17 protein-coding genes are annotated in these 20,916 nt (G+C 52.8%); 9 read left to right on the forward strand and 8 right to left on the reverse strand.

The window, feature by feature from the left end; all coding sequences use genetic code 11:
* Positions 1–11: 11 nt before the first annotated feature.
* From iscS to trmJ, 3 genes are all read right to left on the reverse strand, one after another.
* Positions 12–1,226: a cysteine desulfurase gene (gene iscS / locus OGY01_RS01280; protein WP_045446170.1), complete on the reverse strand. Its 1,215-nt coding sequence runs from the start codon at positions 1,224–1,226 to the stop codon at positions 12–14.
* 112 nt (positions 1,227–1,338) lie between these two features.
* Positions 1,339–1,830: a Fe-S cluster assembly transcriptional regulator IscR gene (gene iscR, locus OGY01_RS01285; protein WP_003037674.1), complete on the reverse strand. Its 492-nt coding sequence runs from the start codon at positions 1,828–1,830 to the stop codon at positions 1,339–1,341.
* A gap of 195 nt (positions 1,831–2,025) precedes the next feature.
* The gene (trmJ, locus tag OGY01_RS01290) at positions 2,026–2,757 is read right to left on the reverse strand and encodes a tRNA (cytosine(32)/uridine(32)-2'-O)-methyltransferase TrmJ (RefSeq protein WP_048220818.1); all 732 of its coding nucleotides are present in this window, start codon (positions 2,755–2,757) and stop codon (positions 2,026–2,028) included.
* Positions 2,758–2,875: 118 nt separating this feature from the next.
* Here trmJ and suhB point away from each other — a divergent pair, with 118 nt between their 5' ends.
* On the forward strand, positions 2,876–3,679 hold the full coding sequence (gene suhB, locus OGY01_RS01295) for an inositol-1-monophosphatase (RefSeq protein WP_045446176.1): 804 nt from the start codon (positions 2,876–2,878) through the stop codon (positions 3,677–3,679).
* Positions 3,680–3,737: 58 nt separating this feature from the next.
* On the opposite strand, the gene OGY01_RS01300 is transcribed toward suhB, so the two are convergent.
* Together OGY01_RS01300 and OGY01_RS01305 are read right to left on the reverse strand one after the other, a co-directional pair.
* On the reverse strand, positions 3,738–4,718 hold the full coding sequence (locus OGY01_RS01300) for a nickel/cobalt transporter (protein ID WP_045446179.1): 981 nt from the start codon (positions 4,716–4,718) through the stop codon (positions 3,738–3,740).
* Complete coding sequence (locus OGY01_RS01305; protein WP_286492281.1) at positions 4,709–5,347, reverse strand: DUF1007 family protein; 639 nt, start codon at positions 5,345–5,347, stop codon at positions 4,709–4,711. The genes OGY01_RS01300 and OGY01_RS01305 overlap by 10 nt, the downstream gene beginning before the upstream one ends.
* A gap of 422 nt (positions 5,348–5,769) precedes the next feature.
* On the opposite strand from OGY01_RS01305, the gene OGY01_RS01310 reads away from it, so the two are divergent.
* The 7 genes from OGY01_RS01310 to csiE all read left to right on the forward strand — a co-directional run bounded on the left by OGY01_RS01310 (position 5,770) and on the right by csiE (position 14,077).
* A complete protein-coding gene (locus OGY01_RS01310; protein ID WP_045446184.1) occupies positions 5,770–6,753 on the forward strand; it encodes an autoinducer 2 ABC transporter substrate-binding protein in 984 nt (327 codons plus the stop codon).
* Positions 6,754–6,855: 102 nt separating this feature from the next.
* On the forward strand, positions 6,856–8,364 hold the full coding sequence (locus tag OGY01_RS01315) for a sugar ABC transporter ATP-binding protein (RefSeq protein WP_045446187.1): 1,509 nt from the start codon (positions 6,856–6,858) through the stop codon (positions 8,362–8,364).
* The gene (locus tag OGY01_RS01320) at positions 8,357–9,346 is read left to right on the forward strand and encodes an ABC transporter permease (protein ID WP_045446190.1); all 990 of its coding nucleotides are present in this window, start codon (positions 8,357–8,359) and stop codon (positions 9,344–9,346) included. Before OGY01_RS01315 ends, OGY01_RS01320 begins: the two co-directional genes overlap by 8 nt.
* Position 9,347: 1 nt before the next feature.
* Positions 9,348–10,301 carry an ABC transporter permease gene (locus tag OGY01_RS01325; protein ID WP_045446193.1) on the forward strand — a complete coding sequence of 318 codons (954 nt, stop codon included), beginning with the start codon at positions 9,348–9,350 and terminating at the stop codon, positions 10,299–10,301.
* A gap of 17 nt (positions 10,302–10,318) precedes the next feature.
* Positions 10,319–11,956: an FGGY-family carbohydrate kinase gene (locus OGY01_RS01330; RefSeq protein WP_045446196.1), complete on the forward strand. Its 1,638-nt coding sequence runs from the start codon at positions 10,319–10,321 to the stop codon at positions 11,954–11,956.
* Entirely contained in the window at positions 11,953–12,558 is a 606-nt protein-coding gene (locus OGY01_RS01335) for a KpsF/GutQ family sugar-phosphate isomerase (RefSeq protein WP_286492284.1), read from the forward strand. The genes OGY01_RS01330 and OGY01_RS01335 overlap by 4 nt, the downstream gene beginning before the upstream one ends.
* A gap of 241 nt (positions 12,559–12,799) precedes the next feature.
* Positions 12,800–14,077 carry a stationary phase inducible protein CsiE gene (gene csiE, locus OGY01_RS01340; RefSeq protein ID WP_045446202.1) on the forward strand — a complete coding sequence of 426 codons (1,278 nt, stop codon included), beginning with the start codon at positions 12,800–12,802 and terminating at the stop codon, positions 14,075–14,077.
* On the opposite strand, the gene OGY01_RS01345 is transcribed toward csiE, so the two are convergent.
* The 3 genes from OGY01_RS01345 to OGY01_RS01355 form a co-directional block, all read right to left on the reverse strand.
* Positions 14,072–15,220, reverse strand: coding sequence for a 3-phenylpropionate MFS transporter (locus tag OGY01_RS01345; RefSeq protein ID WP_200010329.1), 1,149 nt, complete (start codon positions 15,218–15,220; stop codon positions 14,072–14,074). The genes csiE and OGY01_RS01345 overlap by 6 nt on opposite strands.
* Before the next feature lie 88 nt (positions 15,221–15,308).
* The gene (locus tag OGY01_RS01350) at positions 15,309–16,133 is read right to left on the reverse strand and encodes an aldose 1-epimerase (protein ID WP_284096385.1); all 825 of its coding nucleotides are present in this window, start codon (positions 16,131–16,133) and stop codon (positions 15,309–15,311) included.
* A 51-nt stretch (positions 16,134–16,184) separates the two neighbouring features.
* Positions 16,185–19,451 carry a DUF5107 domain-containing protein gene (locus tag OGY01_RS01355; RefSeq protein ID WP_286492286.1) on the reverse strand — a complete coding sequence of 1,089 codons (3,267 nt, stop codon included), beginning with the start codon at positions 19,449–19,451 and terminating at the stop codon, positions 16,185–16,187.
* Positions 19,452–19,566: 115 nt separating this feature from the next.
* Between OGY01_RS01355 and OGY01_RS01360 the strand changes: the two genes are divergently transcribed.
* Positions 19,567–20,763 carry an ROK family transcriptional regulator gene (locus OGY01_RS01360; protein ID WP_284096387.1) on the forward strand — a complete coding sequence of 399 codons (1,197 nt, stop codon included), beginning with the start codon at positions 19,567–19,569 and terminating at the stop codon, positions 20,761–20,763.
* Positions 20,764–20,916: the final 153 nt, after the last annotated feature.

Raw genomic sequence — 20,916 nt, forward strand, 5'->3', positions numbered from 1 at the left:
TTATCTACCGATTAGTGATGTGACCATTCAATGCTGTTCAGGTCCACGCCCTGTTTGAACATTTCCCACAGCGGAGAAAGGTCACGCAGACGGCCGATGGAGTTGCGAACCAGATTGATGGTGTAGTCAATCTCTTCTTCGGTAGTAAAACGACCTAAAGAGAAACGGATTGAGCTGTGTGCCAGCTCGTCAGTCATACCCAGCGCACGCAGCACATAGGAAGGTTCCAGGCTTGCAGACGTACAGGCAGAACCGGAAGAAACAGCCAGATCTTTCAGCGCCATAATCAGCGATTCGCCTTCAACAAAGTTGAAGCTGACGTTGAGAATGTTCGGTGCGCCATGCTCGAGGTCACCGTTCAGGTACACCTCTTCCATATCTTTTACGCCGTTCCACAGACGGTTACGCAGACCGCGCAGACGCGCCATCTCGGTTTCCATCTCTTCTTTCGCGATACGGTAAGCTTCACCCATACCAACGATCTGGTGGACAGGCAGCGTACCGGAACGCATACCGCGCTCGTGACCACCGCCGTGCATCTGAGCTTCGATGCGAATACGTGGTTTACGACGAACGTACAGCGCACCAATACCTTTCGGACCGTAAATTTTGTGACCGGAGAAGGACATCAGGTCAACTTTCAGCTGGCTCAGATCGATAGGCAGTTTGCCCACGCTCTGGGTCGCATCAACGTGGTAGATGATGCCACGCGCACGGCACATTTCGCCGATAGTCGCGATATCCTGTACCACACCGATTTCGTTGTTCACGTGCATGATAGAAACCAGAATGGTGTCATCGCGCATTGCCGCTTCGAGTTCTTTCAGATCGATAATGCCGTTACGTTGTGGGGCGAGGTAAGTCACTTCAAACCCTTCACGCTCCAGTTGACGACAGGTGTCCAGCACGGCTTTGTGTTCCGTTTTGCTGGTGATGATGTGCTTGCCTTTTTTCTGATAAAAGTTGGCAGCACCTTTAATCGCCAGGTTGTCGGATTCAGTCGCACCAGAGGTAAAGACGATTTCACGCGGATCGGCACCGACCAGATCAGCAATCTGATTACGGGCGATATCTACCGCTTCTTCTGCTTGCCAGCCGAAACGGTGTGAACGAGAGGCCGGGTTACCAAAGGTTCCGTCCAGGGTCAAAAACTGCATCATTTTCTCGGCAACACGCGGGTCCACCGGCGTGGTTGCGGAGTAATCGAGATAGATCGGTAATTTCATTGCTCTATAAACTCCGTACATCGCTTCAATGCAAGGAATCAGGCAACCGGCTGGATGTACGACCGAGTTAACGGGGTGTGCAACACCCCGGCCTGATTCTGAAATACTATTATTAAGCGCGTAACTTAACGTCGATCGCGTCTTGTGCACGGTTAGTGCGTGGAGCGTCATGCGTGTGCTGGCGACCAGACACATCCAGTACTTCCTGGTTATTCACCAGTTCACCTAAGGTTATGTTGTTGAGGAAACCGGTCAGACGGTCACTCAAATCACGCCACAGCGCATGTGTCAGGCACTTATCACCACCCTGACAACCACCTTTGCCCTGGCAACGAGTGGCGTCAACCGACTCGTCAACAGCGCTGATTACTTCACCTACTGCGATGCTACCTGCATCTTTACCCAGCAGATACCCGCCGCCTGGTCCACGTACGCTGGAAACCAGACCGTTTTTACGCAAACGGGAGAACAGCTGCTCCAGATATGACAGGGAAATTCCCTGACGTTCAGAAATATCAGCCAACGGTACCGGGCCCGTTTCGGAGTTGAGCGCAACGTCCAACATTGCGGTCACGGCATAACGCCCTTTTGATGTCAGTCTCATGTCTTACTTAGCCTCAAACTCGCCCCTGCCCGGGGTTTTTTATTGTAAAATGGGGGTATTGCATAGCAGGGGCAAGTCTGACATTCCCGACTAAATCAGTCAACTATTTACTTGACTAATTTAGTCAAGTATTTAACTTTCAGTGCGCTATTCTTAGCGCCGGATAAGCGCAGCGCCATCCGGCATTAAAGCGGTCTATTTTCCTTTATTCTGCTGCTCAATAGATGCAAGCATTCCACGCAGAATATTCAGCTCCTGGCTCTCCGGGCGCGCACGGGTAAACAGACGGCGCAGTTTATTCATTACCTGCCCCGGATGGTTCTCACGAATAAAGCCCGTCGACAACAGCGTCTGTTCCAGATGACCGTAAAAACGTTCTAAATCATCCACCAACGGATACTGAGTTTCTTCATAGTCCGCAGCCTTACCGCTTTCCTGCGTTGCCAGCCAGGCCATACGCACTTCATAAGAAATGACCTGTACTGCCATCGCCAGATTGAGCGAACTGTATTCCGGGTTAGCCGCAATGGCGACGTGATAATGGCATTTCTGCAGTTCGTCGTTGGTCAACCCAACGCGCTCACGACCAAAGACCAGCGCCACAGGAGTATTCGCCGCTTCAGCGACGCTTTTCAATCCGCATTCGCGTGGGTCGAGCATCGGCCACGGTAATGTACGCGAACGCGCACTGGTACCGACAACCAGACTGCAACCGGCCAGCGCTTCATCAAGCGTGTCAACGATTTGCGCATTGCCAATCACATCACTGGCACCAGCCGCCAGGGCGATGGCCTGGGAGTCCGGTTTTACCAGTGGATTTACCAGCCACAGATTGGTTAAACCCATGGTTTTCATGGCACGGGCGACAGAACCCATATTGCCAGTGTGAGAAGTCTCCACCAGCACAATTCGAATATTTTGCAGCATTGTATTTCTTCAGCTTAAGATTATTCGGCCATATTATCATAAAACGAAGACATATTCCGAACTCGCTGCTATACTCTGCGCCGTTTTCCCGTTCTTTAACATCCAGTGAGAGAGACCGATGCATCCGATGCTGACCATCGCCGTGCGCGCAGCGCGCAAGGCGGGTAATGTAATTGCCAAACACTACGAAACGCCTGACTCTGTAGAAACCAGCCAGAAAGGCAGCAATGATTTCGTGACTAACGTCGATAAAGCCGCAGAAGCGATTATTATCGAAACGATCCGCAAATCTTACCCACAGCACACCATCATCACCGAAGAAAGCGGTGAACATGTTGGTGAAGATCTGGATGTTCAATGGGTTATCGATCCACTGGATGGCACTACCAACTTCGTAAAACGTCTGCCGCACTTCGCGGTATCCATCGCAGTACGCATCAAAGGCCGAACTGAAGTCGCTGTTGTTTACGATCCAATGCGTAACGAACTCTTCACCGCAACTCGCGGTCAGGGCGCACAGCTGAATGGTTACCGTCTGCGTGGTAGCACCGCTCGCGATCTGGACGGCACTATCATCGCTACTGGTTTCCCGTTTAAAGCGAAGCAACACGCCGCCTCTTACATGAAGATCCTTGGCAAAATGTTTACCGAGTGCGCTGACTTCCGTCGCACCGGCTCTGCTGCGCTGGATCTGGCCTATGTTGCCGCCGCTCGTGTTGACGGTTACTTCGAAATCGGCCTTAAGCCGTGGGATTTTGCCGCAGGTGAACTGATTGCTCGTGAAGCAGGCGCACTGGTGTGCGACTTCACCGGTGGTCATAACTACATGTCAACCGGCAACATCGTTGCAGGCAATCCGCGCGTCGTTAAAGCTATGCTGGCGAACATGCGTGACGAACTGAGTGATGCGCTGAAGCGTTAATCTCAGCAGTGCCCGGTGGCGTTACCGCCTGCCGGGCCTGAAAACTATCCGGCACTTTTCAAAACGGTCTTAATCCCCTGCCAACCGGTACTGCACTTACCCACATCACCACGGCAGCAACAATCAACACCGCCCCCCCGGCTAATGCCAGCGTGCTCCAGCCGACCTGACGCCATAACACCGGTGCCTTATTTCTACTGAGCCTCACCGCCAGCGTACGGAAAAAGTGTACCAGTAATGCCAGAGAAGAAATGGTAAGGGATGTTCCCGCCGCCATTGCCAGCGCCGATGCCATTCCCCAGCTAAATACACCAACCACTTTACTGAACAGCAACACCATAATCGCCCCGGAACACGGGCGCATACCCATTGAGAGAATAATCATCATCCGGGCGCGCCAGTCATCACCGCTCTGTATCTGTTCAGGGTCAGGTAAATGCTGATGCCCACAACCACAACCGTCGTGATGTACATGATGGGCTGTGAAGGAGGTAAATTTGGGGCGACGCAACAGCTTGCTTAATTTTTTCAGCGCCCGCCAGCACAGCAAAACGCCCAGTATGCCCACCAGCGCATAACTCCCCTTTTCCAGCCAGAAACTGCTCATGTGTAGCTGTCGAGCCGGCAATTGCAGAACTGTCAGCACCGCAACCACCAGCCCAATCGCTACCAGCCCCTGTAATAAGGAAGAGGCGAGCGTCAGTCCAATACTCGATTTAAGCTTAGAAGGGTGCGTCGCCAGCCAGGTGGTGATGACGATTTTTCCATGCCCCGGCCCCAGCGCGTGCAATACTCCATAAACAAAACTAAACAACAGCAACGAACCACCTGCCTGGGTGGGGCTGGCGGCGACGGCTTTAAGCAAGCCACTCATTTGCTGATTGACCTCACGCTGCCAGAGAATACTTTTCACCATGACCTGCGGCCAGGCATGCCATAACCACAGCCCACCGCCTGTCGCCAGCAGCAAAAACACGACCAGCGGCCACAGTGTCAGCCAGCGGCGGCCGGATATGCGTTGTTGCCAGATTACTGACATTCCACCGTTACCTTCTGTGCAAACTGTTTACCCAAATCCATATCCTCCGGCGGCGCATCTTCTTTATCCAGCGACTGCGCAAAACTCAGCGTTTCTTCATCAGGCGTTGGCGTGTGCACGCTAATCCGGCATTGCTTGCTTATGGCCGGCGCCAGGGTGGCATCGCTGTCTTTGTCGTAGCTCATATCCACGTAATAGGTTGGATCAAACGTGGATATGACATAGGCCTGTCCACCCAGCGGCTGCGGTTCGGCCAGCGGCAAAACAAACGTCAGCACCGCCTGGTGTTCCTTACGCTCCATGCCATATTCTGTCGGGCGATTTTTAAATTTTACCTTTTGCCCGGCATGCCACACTTCGGTGAAGTAGTGTTGTCCGAGTACATTCGCCATCACTTCTGCCGCCAGTTTTTTCCACACTTCATCTCCCGGTTTGGCATTGCCCGCGTCATATAGCAGGTCGGCCGAGGTGATTTCGTCCATTGTCCAGCGCATTTTCAACGCCACAAACTGGTTATTTTCGCTGACTATCTCGGTTTTCAGATGAATAAAGCTATGCGGATGCGCGCCAGCACTAAAGGACAGAACAGCGAGAAGCAACGTTATGACAATATATTTAAAGCGTTGCATGAGTTCTCCACGATAAAAATACAGGCCGCCACAATCGCAATGATGACGTCTTTGGCGAAAGTGTGGTGAGCATACCATTGAACGGAAGAATATTTAGCCCCTCTTTGTGGTCTCGATTCAGTTCTCAATTTTGAAATTTTGTTTCCCGACGATAAAGGCAAAAATGCTTCCATGAGGCACTAACTTAAGGAAAATGATAATCAATTGTTAATTAATGGTTTCTATTTAATTGTTTATTAACAAATAATTGAAGTGCATGAATGCTCAACCATTCATATTTAACCAAAATTTAACCATTATTTATCTAAAAAATCACAAAAACGGGCACAGATCACATTTACCAAACTTATGATTCATTCCCTCTTCCATTCGTTGTTAACTTCACGCCGTGACATGCCCTGCCCCCTACTAAAGGTACAACTATGAAATTCAAACTCGCATTACTCAGTGCAACCCTGGTTTCTGCATGCATGTTGTCCGGTACGTCCTTTGCGGCGGAAAAATATGAGATTGCTGTGGTTGCTAAAGTCACCGGTATTCCATGGTTTAACCGCATGGAAACCGGCGTCAATGAAGCAGCAAAAAAATTGGATGTAAATGCTTACCAGACCGGTCCTTCTACGCCGGATCCGGCTCAGCAAGTAAAAGTGATTGAAGATCTGATCGCCAAAAACGTCAACGCGATAATCGTAGTGCCGAATGACGCCAAGGTCCTTGAGCCTGTCCTGAAAAAAGCTCGCGAGAAAGGCATTGTCGTTCTGACCCACGAATCCCCGGACGAGCAAATTGGTCAGTGGGATATCGAAACCATCGACAGTGAAAAATACGCACAGGCCAACGTCGATGAGCTGGCAAAAAATATGGGCGGCAAAGGTGGTTATGCCATCTATGTGGGCTCGCTGACGGTGCCGCTGCATAACGCATGGGCTGACTACGCGATTAAATATCAGAAAGAAAAATACCCTGAGATGTTTGAAGTCACTTCGCGCCTGCCAGTAGCGGAGAGTATCGATAAATCCTACTCCACTACGCTGGATCTGATGAAAACCTATCCGCAGATGAAAGGCATCATTGGTTTCGGCTCACTGGGTCCTATCGGAGCAGGTCAGGCCGTTCAGAAAAAACGCGCTAAAGACAAGATTGCCGTTGTTGGTATCGCCATGCCAGCACAGGCTGCACCTTACCTGATGCGCGGCGATATCAAAAAAGCGCTGCTGTGGGATCCGAAAGACGCTGGCTACGCACTGGTCACGGTTGCCGATCAACTGTTGCAAGGTAAAGAAGTCAACGCCGATCTGAGTATCGATAGTTTAGGGAAAGCCGATGTCGACATGGAGAAGAAAGTGATCCGCTTTAACAAGATCCTCGAAGTCACCAAAGATAACGCACAATCACTCGGTTTCTAAGGCCTTAGCCAACACCAGGGAACCTCACGCCGACCGCCTGGTCGGCGTTATCCACAAAACTAACACTCAGCGTCCAGCAGGACGCTCGCAGGGGTATTGTCCATGACAGACACCACCGCATTTATCACTCTTGAGAATATCAGCAAACAATTCCCGGGCGTGCTGGCGCTGGATAACGTGAATCTGACGCTGAAAAAAGGCGAAGTTCACTGTCTGGCAGGTCAGAACGGCTGTGGCAAAAGCACCATTATTAAAGTGATCTCCGGGGTTTATCATCCTGAAAAAGGTGCGCAGATTTTACTCGACGGCAAATTGTTCCACCACCTGACGCCACAGCTGTCTTCACATTACGGCATTCAGGTTATTTATCAGGACCTGTCGTTATTTCCAAATTTTAGCGTCGCGGAAAATATTGCGGTCAACCGCTACCTGCCGGGTGGTGATATCTGGGTGCGTCGCGGGTCCATGAAGCAACAGGCTCTGGCCGCAATGAAGCGTATCGGTGTGACCATCGATCCTGATAAAAAAGTCGAAAAACTCTCTATTGCCGATCGCCAGTTAGTGGCTATTTGTCGGGCAATTGCTGCCGACGCCCGTCTGGTGATCATGGATGAACCAACCGCCTCCCTGACCCGCCAGGAAGTGAATGGTCTGCTGCGGGTAGTCAACGAATTAAAAGCAGCCGGGATCTGCGTTGTCTTTGTCAGCCATCGCCTTGATGAAGTGATGGAAGTCGCAGACCGTATCAGCGTAATGCGCGACGGTAAGCTGGTGGGGACTTTCCCTGCCAGTGAACTTGACAGTCACGAACTGGCCTTCCTGATGACCGGGCAGCGCTTCCACTACAGCCCGTTGCCAGAGAAACCGCCCGTCGAACAGGAACCGTTACTGGAACTGCGCGATCTCAGTCGTAGAGGAAAATACCAAAATATCAATCTGTCTCTGCGTAGCGGTGAGATTGTCTCCATTGTCGGCCTGCTGGGAGCCGGGAGAACCGAGCTATGCCTGAGCCTGTTCGGCATGACGCATCCTGAAAGCGGTGAGATCCGTATTAACGGTCAGCCGGTTCAGCTTCGCAATAACCACGACGCTATTAAACACGGGATCGGCTATGTCTCGGAAGATCGCCTGACGCAAGGGCTGATCATGGAGCAGTCGATCTACGACAACACCATCGTCACCGTATTTGACCAACTGCACACTCGCAGCGGTCTGCTCGATCATCGCAAAGCGCAGAAGCTGGTCTCTGATTTGATCCGCGAGCTGAACATTAAAGTCTCCGATCCGCATCTGCCAGTGAAAACACTTTCCGGCGGCAATGCCCAGCGCATTGCCATTGCCAAATGGGTGGCGACTAATCCGCGCATCCTGATCCTTGACTCACCAACCGTTGGCGTGGACATCGCTAACAAAGAGGGCATTTACCAGATCGCCCGCGATCTGGCCGAACAGGGAATGGCTGTGCTAATGATTTGCGATGAAATTCCGGAAGCGTATTACAACAGCCACCGCGTGCTGGTGATGCGCCGCGGCAAGCTGGTGGCGGAATTTAATCCTCATCACTGTAGTGAAGAGGAGATTGCTGAAGTGGTTGAGGTAATCAATGAATAGTATGCGTATCTCCCGTTTGATCGGGCAACATGAGTTCTGGCTGGGGCTGCTGGTGGTTGCCCTTGCCGTCGGACTGAGCGTCAGCACCGATGAGTTCCTGTCACTGGGGAACCTGACGGACGTCGCCACCAGCTACGCCATTCTCGGCATCCTTGCCTGTGGGCTGTTTGTGGTACTGATTTCCGGCGGAATCGATATTTCATTCCCTGCTATGACCGCCATTGCCCAATACGCGATGGCCAGTTGGGTTATCGGCCACGGCGGCAACTTCGCGCTGGCGCTGGTTATCGCGATTGCTGTCGGTCTACTGCTCGGGCTTATCAACGGTTTTCTGGTCTACTGGCTGCGTGTTCCGGCGATCATCATTACCATTGCCACGCTGAACGTCTACTACGGTCTGCTGGTTTACACAACGAAGGGCACCTGGCTGTACGGTTTTCCAGACTGGTTTATGAACGGTATCAACTGGTTCTCGTTCACTGCTGCGGACGGCTACGACTACGGCCTTACTCTCCCTTTGTTGTGTCTGGCAGCAGTGATTATTTTTACTGCCGTGCTAATGAACTATACCCGCCTCGGTCGCCAGGTTTACGCCATGGGCGGCAACCGCGACGCGGCTTCACGCCTGGGGCTGAACCTACTGAAGCTGCATTTCTACGTGTATGGCTATATGGGTATTCTCGCAGGCATCGCCGCAGTGGTTCAGGCACAAATCACTCAATCGGTCGCCCCCAATTCACTGCTCGGCTTTGAGCTAACCGTTCTGGCGGCGGTCGTTCTCGGCGGAACCAGCATGAGCGGCGGGCGCGGTACGCTGACGGGAACTCTGCTCGGCGTTGTCCTGTTGGCTTTCTTACAAAATGGCCTGACGCTGCTGAGCGTCTCCTCTTACTGGCACACTGTTTTCAGCGGCGCCATTATCCTGGTCAGTATTAGCGCCACGGCCTGGAACGAAAAACGCAAACTGGCAAAGGAGCTTTGAGATGAAAACATTCGCCAGATTTTTACCCGGTGATGCCATCATTCGCCTGCAATGCGTCATTATTGTGGTCGTGGCGCTGGTTTTCTCGGCCCTGCTGGGTAGCCGCTTTTTCAGCGTCGCTAACTTCCAGTCTATTGGCTCACAATTACCGATCCTCGGGATGCTGGCGCTCGGGATGGGCATGACCATGCTGACTGGGGGCATTAACCTGTCGATTATTGCCGGTGCTAACGCCTGCTCGCTGGTAATGGCTGCGGTGATTGTCACCCACCCGGATAATCCGCTGTTTCTGGTTCTCGCTCTGCTGGCGGGCGCCGCGGTAGCAGTTGCCATTGGCACACTGAACGGCGCGCTGATCGCCTGGGTGGGCGTTTCACCGATTCTCGCCACCCTCGGCACGATGACGCTTATCTCAGGGCTGAATATTCTGCTCTCCAACGGGACGGTGATCTCCGGATTCCCGCCGGTCATTCAATATCTCGGCAATGCCACCATTGCCGGTATCCCCGTGGCGCTATTGCTCTTTTTCCTGGTCGCCATATTGCTGTGGGTACTGCTGGAGCACACCACGCTGGGACGCAGCCTGTATCTTGTCGGCTCCAATGAACAGGCTACCCGCTACAGCGGTGTGAATACCGTTCGCGTACAAATTTCCGTGTATGTCATATCTGCTCTGCTCGGCTGGGTAGCGGCCATTCTGATGATGGCGAAATTCAACTCGGCAAAAGCCGGATACGGTGAATCATACCTGCTGGTAACCATCCTCGCCTCCGTGCTTGGCGGTATCAATCCGGATGGTGGCTTTGGGCGCATTATCGGCCTGGTGCTGGCGCTCATTGTGCTGCAAATGCTGGAAAGCGGCCTTAACTTGCTGGGGATCAGTAGCTATCTGACGATGGCTCTCTGGGGCGCAGTACTGATCCTCTTTATCGCATTACAGAATCGTAAAGCCTGATTTCAGGAGAAAAAATTATGGCAAGTTACTTTATTGGTGTGGATGTCGGAACCGGAAGCGCCCGCGCAGGGGTATTTGATCTCAACGGCAGGATGGTCGGGCAGGCCAGTCGGGCCATTGAGCTCTACCGTCCGCAAGCTGATTTCGTTGAGCAGTCCTCTGATAATATCTGGCAGGCTGTGTGTAACGCGGTTCGCGACGCGATTAACCAGTCAGATATAAACCCTATCCAGGTTAAAGGTCTGGGTTTCGACGCTACCTGTTCACTGGTGGTTCTGGATAAAGAAGGTAAGCCGCTGACTATCAGCCCTTCCGGGCGCAGCGAGCAGAACATTATTGTGTGGATGGATCACCGGGCCATTACCCAGGCCGAGCGTATTAACGCCCTGCACCATCGGGTGCTGGACTACGTCGGAGGAATTATTTCTCCGGAAATGCAGACCCCAAAACTGCTATGGCTGAAACAGCATATGCCCAACACCTGGGCAAACGCGGGTTACTATTTTGATCTGCCTGATTTCCTGACCTGGCGCGCCACCGGAGATGACACGCGCTCACTGTGTTCAACCGTGTGTAAATGGACCTACATGGGTCATGAAGACAAATGGGACGCCAGCTATTTCCGCCAGATTGGGCTGGAAGATCTGCTGGAGCACGATGCCGCCAAAATTGGTCGTTACGTGAAAACCATGGGCGAACCGCTCGGGCACGGGCTGTCAGCACGTGCCGCCAGCGAACTGGGTCTGATCCCGGGGACTGCGGTCAGCGTATCAATTATCGATGCGCACGCTGGTACGCTCGGCACGCTTGGGGCCTGCGGCGTTTCTGGAGAAGTGGCTGATTTTGACCGCCGCGTTGCGCTAATTGGCGGCACATCTACCGGGCATATGGCGATTTCCAAAGAGCCGCGTTTTATCGGCGGCGTCTGGGGGCCTTACTACTCTGCTGTGCTGCCGGAATACTGGCTCAACGAAGGCGGGCAGTCTGCAACAGGAGCGTTAATCGACCACGTCATTCAGTCGCACCCATGCTACGAAACGCTGCTGGCACAGGCAAAATCTCAGGGACAGACTATTTACGAAGTACTGAATTCATTGCTACGTAAAATGGCTGGCGAACCGGAGGACATCGCGTTCCTGACCCGTGATATGCATATTCTTCCCTATTTCCACGGCAACCGCTCACCGCGCGCGAACCCGACACTCACCGGCGCTATCACCGGGCTGAAGCTGTCCCGCACGCCCGAGGATATGGCGTTGCAGTATCTGGCAACCATCCAGTCCATTGCCCTGGGAACGCGTCATATTATCGAAACGATGAATCAAAGCGGTTACAACATCGATACGATTATGGCCAGTGGAGGCGGCACGAAAAACCCAATCTTTGTTCAGGAACATGCCAATGCCACCGGCTGCGCCATGCTGCTGCCGGAAGAGAGCGAAGCCATGCTGCTGGGCAGCGCAATGATGGGAACTATCGCGGCAGGGGTATTCGAAACTTTCCCGGAAGCAATGTCTGCAATGAGCCGCATTGGTAAAACAGTCACGCCACAGACCAACCGGATTAAGCAGTACTATGACCGTAAATATCGCGTCTTCCACGAGATGTATCAGGATCATATGAAATACCGCAAGCTGATGCAGGAGGACGCATGAGTGATTCATGGTCTCAGGCCACCCACGTGTGGCATCTCTACAGCGATGCCCTCGCAGGTCTTCAACACCATTTGAATGAACAGGTCTGGCAAGCTCTGCTGACAGAATTGCGCAGTTGCAAAGGTAAAATAGTGGTAACCGGCGTGGGTACTTCTGGCATTGCGGCGCGCAAAGTGGCGCATATGCTTGCCTGCGTTGAGCGTGCGGCGATATACCTCAATGCCACCGATGCAGCTCATGGCGACCTGGGTTTTTTGGATACTGACGATCTGGTCATTATGCTGTCGCGCGGAGGCAACTCCGATGAACTCACCCGACTGCTGCCTGGGCTGGCAGCGAGAAAGGTACCGATTCTGAGCGTAACTGAAAACGCGAGTTCAGCCATCGCCAGCGCTTCCAGACTGGTGATATCCACGGGCGTGCAGCGCGAGGCCGATCCGCTGAATATGCTGGCAACCACATCTATTATTTTGGTTCTGGCTATCTTTGATGCCGCCTGTGCCTGTCTGATGAGCGAGAGTGGATACTCAAAAGAAACCCTGCTGGCGGTGCATCCAGGCGGTGATGTAGGATTAACGCTAAGTCAGAAGCAGAAAGTCTAAACCGCGCATTTCCACTCACTTTCCCAACCCCGTCACCCGCTGGCGGGGTTTTTGTTGTTTAAACAAAGATAAAACAGCGAAAAAACAGGTTAACGCGCTGCGTTTAACTACGACCTTCTGTTCCTTACGTTAAAAATTCTGTGACGTCTCCCAGCATTCCTGGCGGAAAGGATTCCATTCTCCATTTCTATCAGCAAACTTTAGCTATTCTTATCAAAAATACTTTCGGGAGACCTTACAGATGATGTCAACGCTTGCCCCGCCATCTGTACTTTCTGCTCCCCAACGTCGCTGCCAGATGTTGCTGACGCTTTTTCTGCCGGGACAAAGCGCCACTGCGCAGACCTTCAGCAGTCTCAATGGCGTCGATGACAATATTGTCCGCGAGGATATCATTGGCGCGGGCCTCGAAATCCAGCGCTATCACCGGCTCGCGATTACCTCGACTCAAAACGGTCGCTATCAAATCGAAGGGACCCCGCTGAATCAACGCCTGTGCCTGTTACATTGGCTTCGACGTGGACTGCGCCTGTGTCCGACGTTTATCAACCAACAATTTACACCAGCATTAAAAATGGAGCTGAAACAACAGGGTATCGCACGCCAGCTGTATGACGATACTAATTTGCAGGCGCTCATCAACCTCTGTTCCCGGCGGCTGCAGAAACCATTTGAGTGTCGTGATATCCAGTTCCTGCGGCTTTTTTTGCAGTATTGCCTGCTGCAACACCATACAGGGATCACCCCGGAGTTTAATCCGGTACAGCAGGTCTGGGCACAATCTTGCGCCGAGTATCCGCTCGCCGAAGAAATTGGCCGTCACTGGCAACGCCACGTAATGCAGACTGCCCCCCTGGGCGAGTCGCTGTTCATGGCGCTGCTATTTTCGATGATCCGTATTCCTGACCCTATTCGTGATAACCATCAGCAGGACCGCCGTCTGCGTCTGGCCATCGCCAGGCTGGTACTGCGTTTTCGCGAGTATGGCAACGTTCGCTTCAGCGACGAGCAAGGACTGAACGACCAGTTGTATATACACCTTGCTCAGGCGCTTAACCGAAGCTTATTTGCCATCGGTATTGATAACACCCTGCCGGAAGAGTTCAGCCGGCTTTATCCCCGACTGGTGCGCACCACACGCGAGGCATTAAACGGGTTCGAAGCAGAATACGATGTGCAGTTTTCAGAGGAAGAAGCGGGGCTGGTCGCGGTGATTTTCGGCGCATGGCTGATGCAGGAGAAGGATTTACACGAGAAGCAAATTATCCTGCTGACGGGCAATAATGAACGGCTTGAGACACATATTGAACAACAGCTACGTGAGCTGACCCTGCTGCCGCTGAACGTAAAACATATGCCGATGCAGGATTTTCAGAAACAGGGTTCACCGCGTGGCGTGGCGCTGATTATCACACCGTACACCACGCCGCTACCGCTGTTTTCACCGCCGTTAATTCATGCGGACCTGGCGCTTACGCCTCACCAGCAACAACAGATCCGCAAAATACTGGAATCATAACGCCGGAGATTGCGCCTGCACTTTAGGTCGCAAGACGATGGCAGGCAGAGCAACCAGCGCCATCACCCAGAATACGCCGCTACCCAAATGCTGATACAGGAAGCCTGCGAACACTGTCATGATGGCGATACTCCCCCCCATCGCAATAGCAGAATAAACCGCCTGCAGGCGAATCACTTCACTGCCCTGGCGCGCAGCAATATAACGCATGGCCGCCAGGTGGCAGACGGTAAACGTACCGCAATGCAGGATCTGCACCACAATCAGCCACGGTAATTCTGTGCTCCAACCCATCAGTCCCCAACGTACAACGCCACAAACAGCAGAAAGCAGTAGCAGATCTCGAGCGCTAAAGCGGCGGAACAGCTTGTGGCTCAGTGCGAAGATAATCACTTCGGCAACCACGCCCAGCGACCATAAATAACCGACCGCCGAGGCGGAATACCCGGCGGACTGCCAGTAAATTGCGCTAAAACCGTAATAGGCAGCATGTGCGCCTTGCAGCAGGCTCACACAGGCAAGAAAACGCCAACTCTGCGTGATCAGCAAACGCCAGGCTGGCCATCCGGCACTCTCCTGTTGGCGGCTTTCACCCTGCGGCTGCACGCTCGGTCGAATCATCATACCCAGCAGCATTGAAGCCATCCCAAGCGTCAGCAGCACCAGGATAACCCGGTAATCAAACAGGCTCACCAGTTTACCGGTTAGCGCCGAACCAATCACAAAGGCCACCGATCCCCACAAACGTACCCGACCATAATCCATGGTGATCTGTTTTTGCCAGGTGTTAGCCAGCGCATCCGTTAGCGGCACCAGCGGTGAGAAAAACAGGTTAAACCCGACCATCACCACCATCAGCCATGCCACATGCGTACCCGCCCAAAATGCCAGAGCAAACACCAGCGTCAGCAGCGCCAGAATACGTAAAGCGGTAATCAAACGAGAGGGATCACTCACGCGCGGCGCAATCAGCAAACTACCGAGAAAACGTGCAATCAGCCCCGCGCCCAGCAGCAAACCGATGGTTTCCGGCGTCAGCCCCAAACCTTTGAGCCAGACGCTCCAGAAAGGCAGAAAAATACCGTAGCTAAAAAAGTAGGTGAAATAACCGAGCGCCAGCCAGCGCGTGGAATGCAAAGCCATGATTCCCTCCCGTTTGGTGGCGATAGTCTGGCGATAAACACGGGCTGGCGCAAGAGAGCATTAACAGGCAGATAACATGATTCTTGCCCTACTCTACGCAAATTTGCATCGAAAAATGGCACTGTTCTCCCTGGCCTAGTACCCTTAATCCCGGCTGTCCCTGCATGTTGTGGGCATTCACCGGATGCGTCTGCGGCTCAAGGCAAAGGAACTCGCCACCCGACATTCTGAACAGCATCAGCCAGGGAGTTTGCGCTAAAAGCGTGACTTTCATCACATCATGTTGGATAACAGCCCGTCCGCTCCAGCCGGAATAGCCGACGTTCAGCCAATCATCTTTACCGTACTGTGGCTGAGAAAAATTGGCCTCGTCGGGCAACCTGTCCTGCCAGGCAAGCGGGAGGTGCTGTTCACCTTCAGGCCAATAACCGCTGGCCTGAAACTGGAGCTGGCTGTGTTCATCAAAGCGGAAGAAGGGATGAAAACCACAGCCGTAAAGCATGGGTGAATCACCGCAATGGGTTAGAGTCACTGAGGCAACAAGTTGATTTTGCAGCAGTTGATAACGAATTTTCGCCAGATAATCAAACCCACAGTCATGCTGGCAACGCAGTTGTAGTACGCACTCATCGTCACCGTGTTCGACAATATTCCAACGCCGTAGCCAGCCATCGCCGTGCAGGAAAAACCGCGCATCAGCATGATGATGTGGCAATACGATTTCGCGCCCCTGAAAGGTAAAACGGTTACCGGCGACCCGATTAGCCAGCGGTAACATAGGAAACATCCCGCCGGACGCATTTTCATGGAGCACAGGCAGCGATAATTCGCGCGTGCGTAACCGCAACACGCGCCCACCTTGCAGATCAATATCGGCTTCCAGCGCATCATTGTGTAGATGTAATGGATTCATAATCAGCCTCCCAAAACGACGCCGGGCGATAGTTCCGCCCGGCGTAAAGGGTTAGTCGAAAATACCGCAGTTCAGCGCATGAGACATGAGTAGTGCTTTGTCATGGGCAGGGTTCAGCGTCAACAATAGCGTCAGTGTCTGCTGGCAAGCCTCACGATTATCCAGGCCAAGGTAGCCCAACGCTTCGATAAACAAGCAGTGCTGCTGATGCCGGATAACAGGGCTGGCGTCCAGCGCCACCAAATCCGGTAACGAGACGGCAAAGAAATCGGTTTCCGGTACATTCTCACGATGCTGTTCCACCCAATCGAGGAAGCTCTGGAAGTGGGCATCTGCCTGCAGTCGTTCACCGCTTGCCCGCATCGCCATCCCCTGCCAGAACAAATAGTCAGTAGGCTGGTCGTTGTAGTAACGCCCCGCGCTCAGACCTGAATCGCCCTGCATCGCGCGAGCCAGCGCTTTACAGGCTAACTCGCACTCACCCCGTCGCTGGTGACAATAACCCAGCAGATACCAGATATCGTTATCCGTCTGACCTGGTAATCGGCCTTCGCCCAGATTGAGTGGATAACACAAGGCCTGCTGAAGCAGGTCAATCGCCTGACCGTCCTGATCCTGGCGAATAGCATCCAGAGCACGGTGTATTTGATTCAGCAAATACTGGCCGGTAATTTTCCCTTCGCCCCCCTCCCACGGATGAAACTCCCGCTCACGAAGCACCTCGGCCGCCGATGCGTAGAGGTTCAGACCGTTCCACAGACTCAGTAACTCTGCCGTGAGGTCGTCGCGTTTTAGCACCACATTGCGGCGTGGCGCCAACAGAGCCAAACGCGATTCCATACTTTGCCCCTGCTGTTTATTGAGGTAATCCAGCTCAAACAGGAAACGCGCGTTATCGGGCTCCAGCGCCACGGCACGCTGTAAATACTGGCTCGCCACCTTCGCATTTTGCTGTTTGTTCCAGGCGTAGATCCCCAGCAGGCGATGCACCGGCGCAAAATCAGGCTGTAATGCGAGTGTTTCCTGCCAGCACGCAATGGCATCATCATAACGGCGTTTGCTGTACCAGAAGCAGCCCAGCAGATAACGGGCAAATGCACTCTGCGGCAAAGATTGCAGCATCACCACTTCGTCGAGAGTATTCGGGAAACGTACCCGGTTGGTAAAACAGCGCTGCGCATTGTGCAGGTATGGCTGCGGATTATCACTGAGCGCAGCGAGCCAAAGCATCGGTAGGGCTTCCTGGCTATCGAGTAGCACCAGTAGCGCACGCGCCTCCGTTTTGTTACCCAACGACACCAGCCACCCCGCCAGCGCACTGGCGTTAATTCCGCGTCGACCGGTAATGGCGATAAACGCATCACGATCGGCTGTCGCACCGCTAATAGCCCAGCGAGCGTAATGTAAAACATAGCTCAGTGGATGTGTTTTCAGCGCCTCGTGAATATAGGTCAGTGCGGTTTGCATATCCTGCACGGTTGCCAACGCCAACGCTTTCAGCCCCATCGCCAGATTATTGCCGCCGTTGAATTGCAGGCTTAACTCCACTTTTTTCAGCGCGTCACCAGCATCACCGCGCTTTATTGCTAACCGCGCCAGCGAGTAAAACGCCGCATCACGGCAGTTTCCACTCCAGGTCGCTTTATAATAGTGATCCCAGGCACGAGTTTCTTCGCCCTGACGCTCCAAGGCTGCGCCCAGCAGCAGACTAGCTTCACCATCGCGCGGATTCTTATTCAATTTATGCGCCCGAGCCAGCGCTGATTCAGCACAATGCTGAGCCAGCGCCCAGTCAGCGCGGTTCAACGCCAAATTACCCAGAGCCACATTATTGCGATAATCCCGCGCGTCCAGAGCAATTGCCCGGCGATAGTAATCTTCTGCATAGCGGCTGGCATGGTTGTACTGCTCAATATGCTGGCCGATAAAATAGAGTTCTTCGGTATTATCTAACGCTTCTGGCTGTTTCGGCGCACTCGCGGCGGACGGTAGCGGTGTTTCTTCCGGGATATGTTCTTCGTACTGCAACAGCGTTTGACCGTCCTTCGTAAATATTGTCATCGTCAAGCGCTGCGACCAGCACTCATCCAACGTTTCCTGCCAACTCTGCCCCGGCTCCAGTGTTACGTGGGCCGTCCACAGTATTTGCTGCGCATCACGAATTTCTACACGTACATCGTGAAGCGGTGCAACAGCATACAGCCCAACCGACAGATGTGGCTCGTTACGCTCAAGACGCATCACCAGTTGATCGCTGGCATTCTGTACCGCGGTTAATTCGCTATACGGCAGGAAGTTTTGAACGAAAACTTTCTCTTCATAGGGTGCAAGCCAGGTGAAATCAGGCTGATTGTCCGTAAAGACGCCGGTCATCAGTTCGATGTAGGGGCCATTTTCATCGGTTAGCTGACGATCCCAGGCCTGACCAAATTCACCGTATCCCCACGTCCACTGTTTTTTCCCCGGTGAAATATGGTGATCCGCTACATGTAATAACCCGCCGCGTTCACCGTGATGCCAGGCACCGACGAAATCGTAGTCTGACTTTTCAGCCATGTAGGAAGTCGGTACCGGGACATTTTTGTAGCGAGAGATATCAACACCCGCCGAATAATCGACTTTGTAGTAAGTGCCTGTGGCAATTGGAAAGGCCGACACATCACGCTTCCCGTGATCGAACACCGCCGTGACGTCCGGCGGGAACACGCTTTGATGATCATCGCCGCCTTTCACCGCCGGGTTAGACCACCACAAGAAATGGCGTGGCGTGGCATTGCCGTTAAAGACTTTACCGGTTATCTCTACCAGCGCACGGTCTGGATACAGCGTGAAGCCTGCCATTAGTTGCAGGCCACGCATCGGTTCCACTTCCCCCATCCACACCGTTTGCTCGCCATGTTCACCGGCCTGAATAGTGAAATCAACGGGCATGAACGTAGTTGGGCGATGGTGCTGCGGCCAGTTAAATTCGATCCCACCGGAGATCCACGGCCCCAGCAACCCCACCAGCGCAGGTTTGATCACATCGTTGTAGTAGACGAAATCCCGCTGTTTAACTTTGTCCCAGGCGCGATGAATACGCCCACCCAACTCTGGCAAGAGCAGAATGCGAATGAAATCGTTCTCCATCCAGATGCCCTTATATTCACGCATTTCGCGCTCGCCGGTCAGCGTATCAATCACGCCATAGGGATACACAGCACCGGATGAGCCCTGGTAAACGCGTTTTTCAAGGAACATCGGGTTTTCGTCTTCTTTGCCCGTTGTCCACGTCGGCAACGTCAGCGTCTCCTGCCAGACCTTAACCACTCCGTACATAACCATTCTCCAGTAAACAAAACACAGTGAAATACGATAGGATGGCAGTGTAGAGGAGTTATTTTTCGGTAAATTGCGTGATGCTCACGCATTACTATTAACAAGGTTTAGTAACATGCAGACAGCTGGACTAAATAATCAGACGGTCAGGCAACATAATCGTCGGGCGATTATGGCGCTGATTTGGCGCCATAAGCGTTTGAGCAAATCGCAGCTTGCCACGCATACCGGGCTATCCATTCCAGCGATCAGTAAAATCCTTGATGAACTGGTTGGCGAGGAAAAACTCAGCCACTCCAGTGAAAATCTCAGTTCACGAGGGATTAACAGCGGGCATTATCAAATCCCCAACGACGGCCCGTTGATCCTGTGTATGAACGTCACCCCAACCAATATAGAAAGCCAATTGATTGATGCACAGATGACGCCCATCGGCGATTTTCTGCATACCGAGGTCAATGCCCCTACACCGGAAGCGCTACTTTCCGCTATTGAACTGCTATGGCGACAGCAGCAGAAATGCTGGCCCGGAAGGCATATCAATCTCGCACTGGGGGTGCATGGTCAGGTGGATCCTGATACCGGCGTGTCACAAACCATGCCACAAGCACCGTGGAAAAAACCGGTCGAAATTAAGTACCTGCTGGAAGAAAAGCTACGTGTTTCGGTGCGGGTAGATAACGACTGCATTATGCTGGCGTTGGCGGAAAAGTGGCAAAATAGCAGTAACCGCCAGGATTTCTGTATCGTCAACGTCGATTACGGTATCGGCTCGTCTTTCGTTATCAACGGGCAAATTTATCGCGGGATGCTCAACGGCAGCGGGCAAATCGGCCACACCATTTTCGATCGTGATGGCATCGCTTGTGACTGTGGGCGCTATGGCTGTCTGGAAACCGTGGCGTCGCTTTCGGCGCTGAAAAAACAGGCGCGAATCTGGTTGAAGTCGTGCCCTACCTCAACGGGAATCGACCCGGAAGCCATAACCAGCCGTCAGTTGATCGACGCCTGGCACAGTGGTGACGAGCAAGTTGCTCAGTGGGTAGAGCAAGCGGCCAATGCTGTAGGGATAACTCTCTATAACCTTCTGAATATTCTTAATATTAACCAAATATGGTTTTATGGTCGCAGTTGTGAATTTGGTGAAAAATGGCTGCACACCATCTACCGTCAAATCGGTTTCACCCCCTTTGACCACGGAGATGCCGTGCGTACCCGCCAAACGCAAATTGGTTTTGGCAACCTGACCCGGCAGCAGCAAATCACCGGCATCGGCTATCTCTTTGTTGAAGCCGCACTGGCACAAGCCTAATGGCGTTTCCGTCACCAATGGTGGGGTAAAAAATAGCTCACCGTAAAATACGATTAGTAATCTTTGTTTACTGAAATATAAATCTCGGCGCAAAGTCCGCCTGCACTTGTTGCTCTACGCTACCTCCAGAAAGTTGAAGTTCATTGTCGTTAA

Origin of the sequence: Citrobacter sp. Cm038 (assembly GCF_030333105.1) — a bacterium.
Taxonomy (GTDB): domain Bacteria; phylum Pseudomonadota; class Gammaproteobacteria; order Enterobacterales; family Enterobacteriaceae; genus Citrobacter; species Citrobacter murliniae.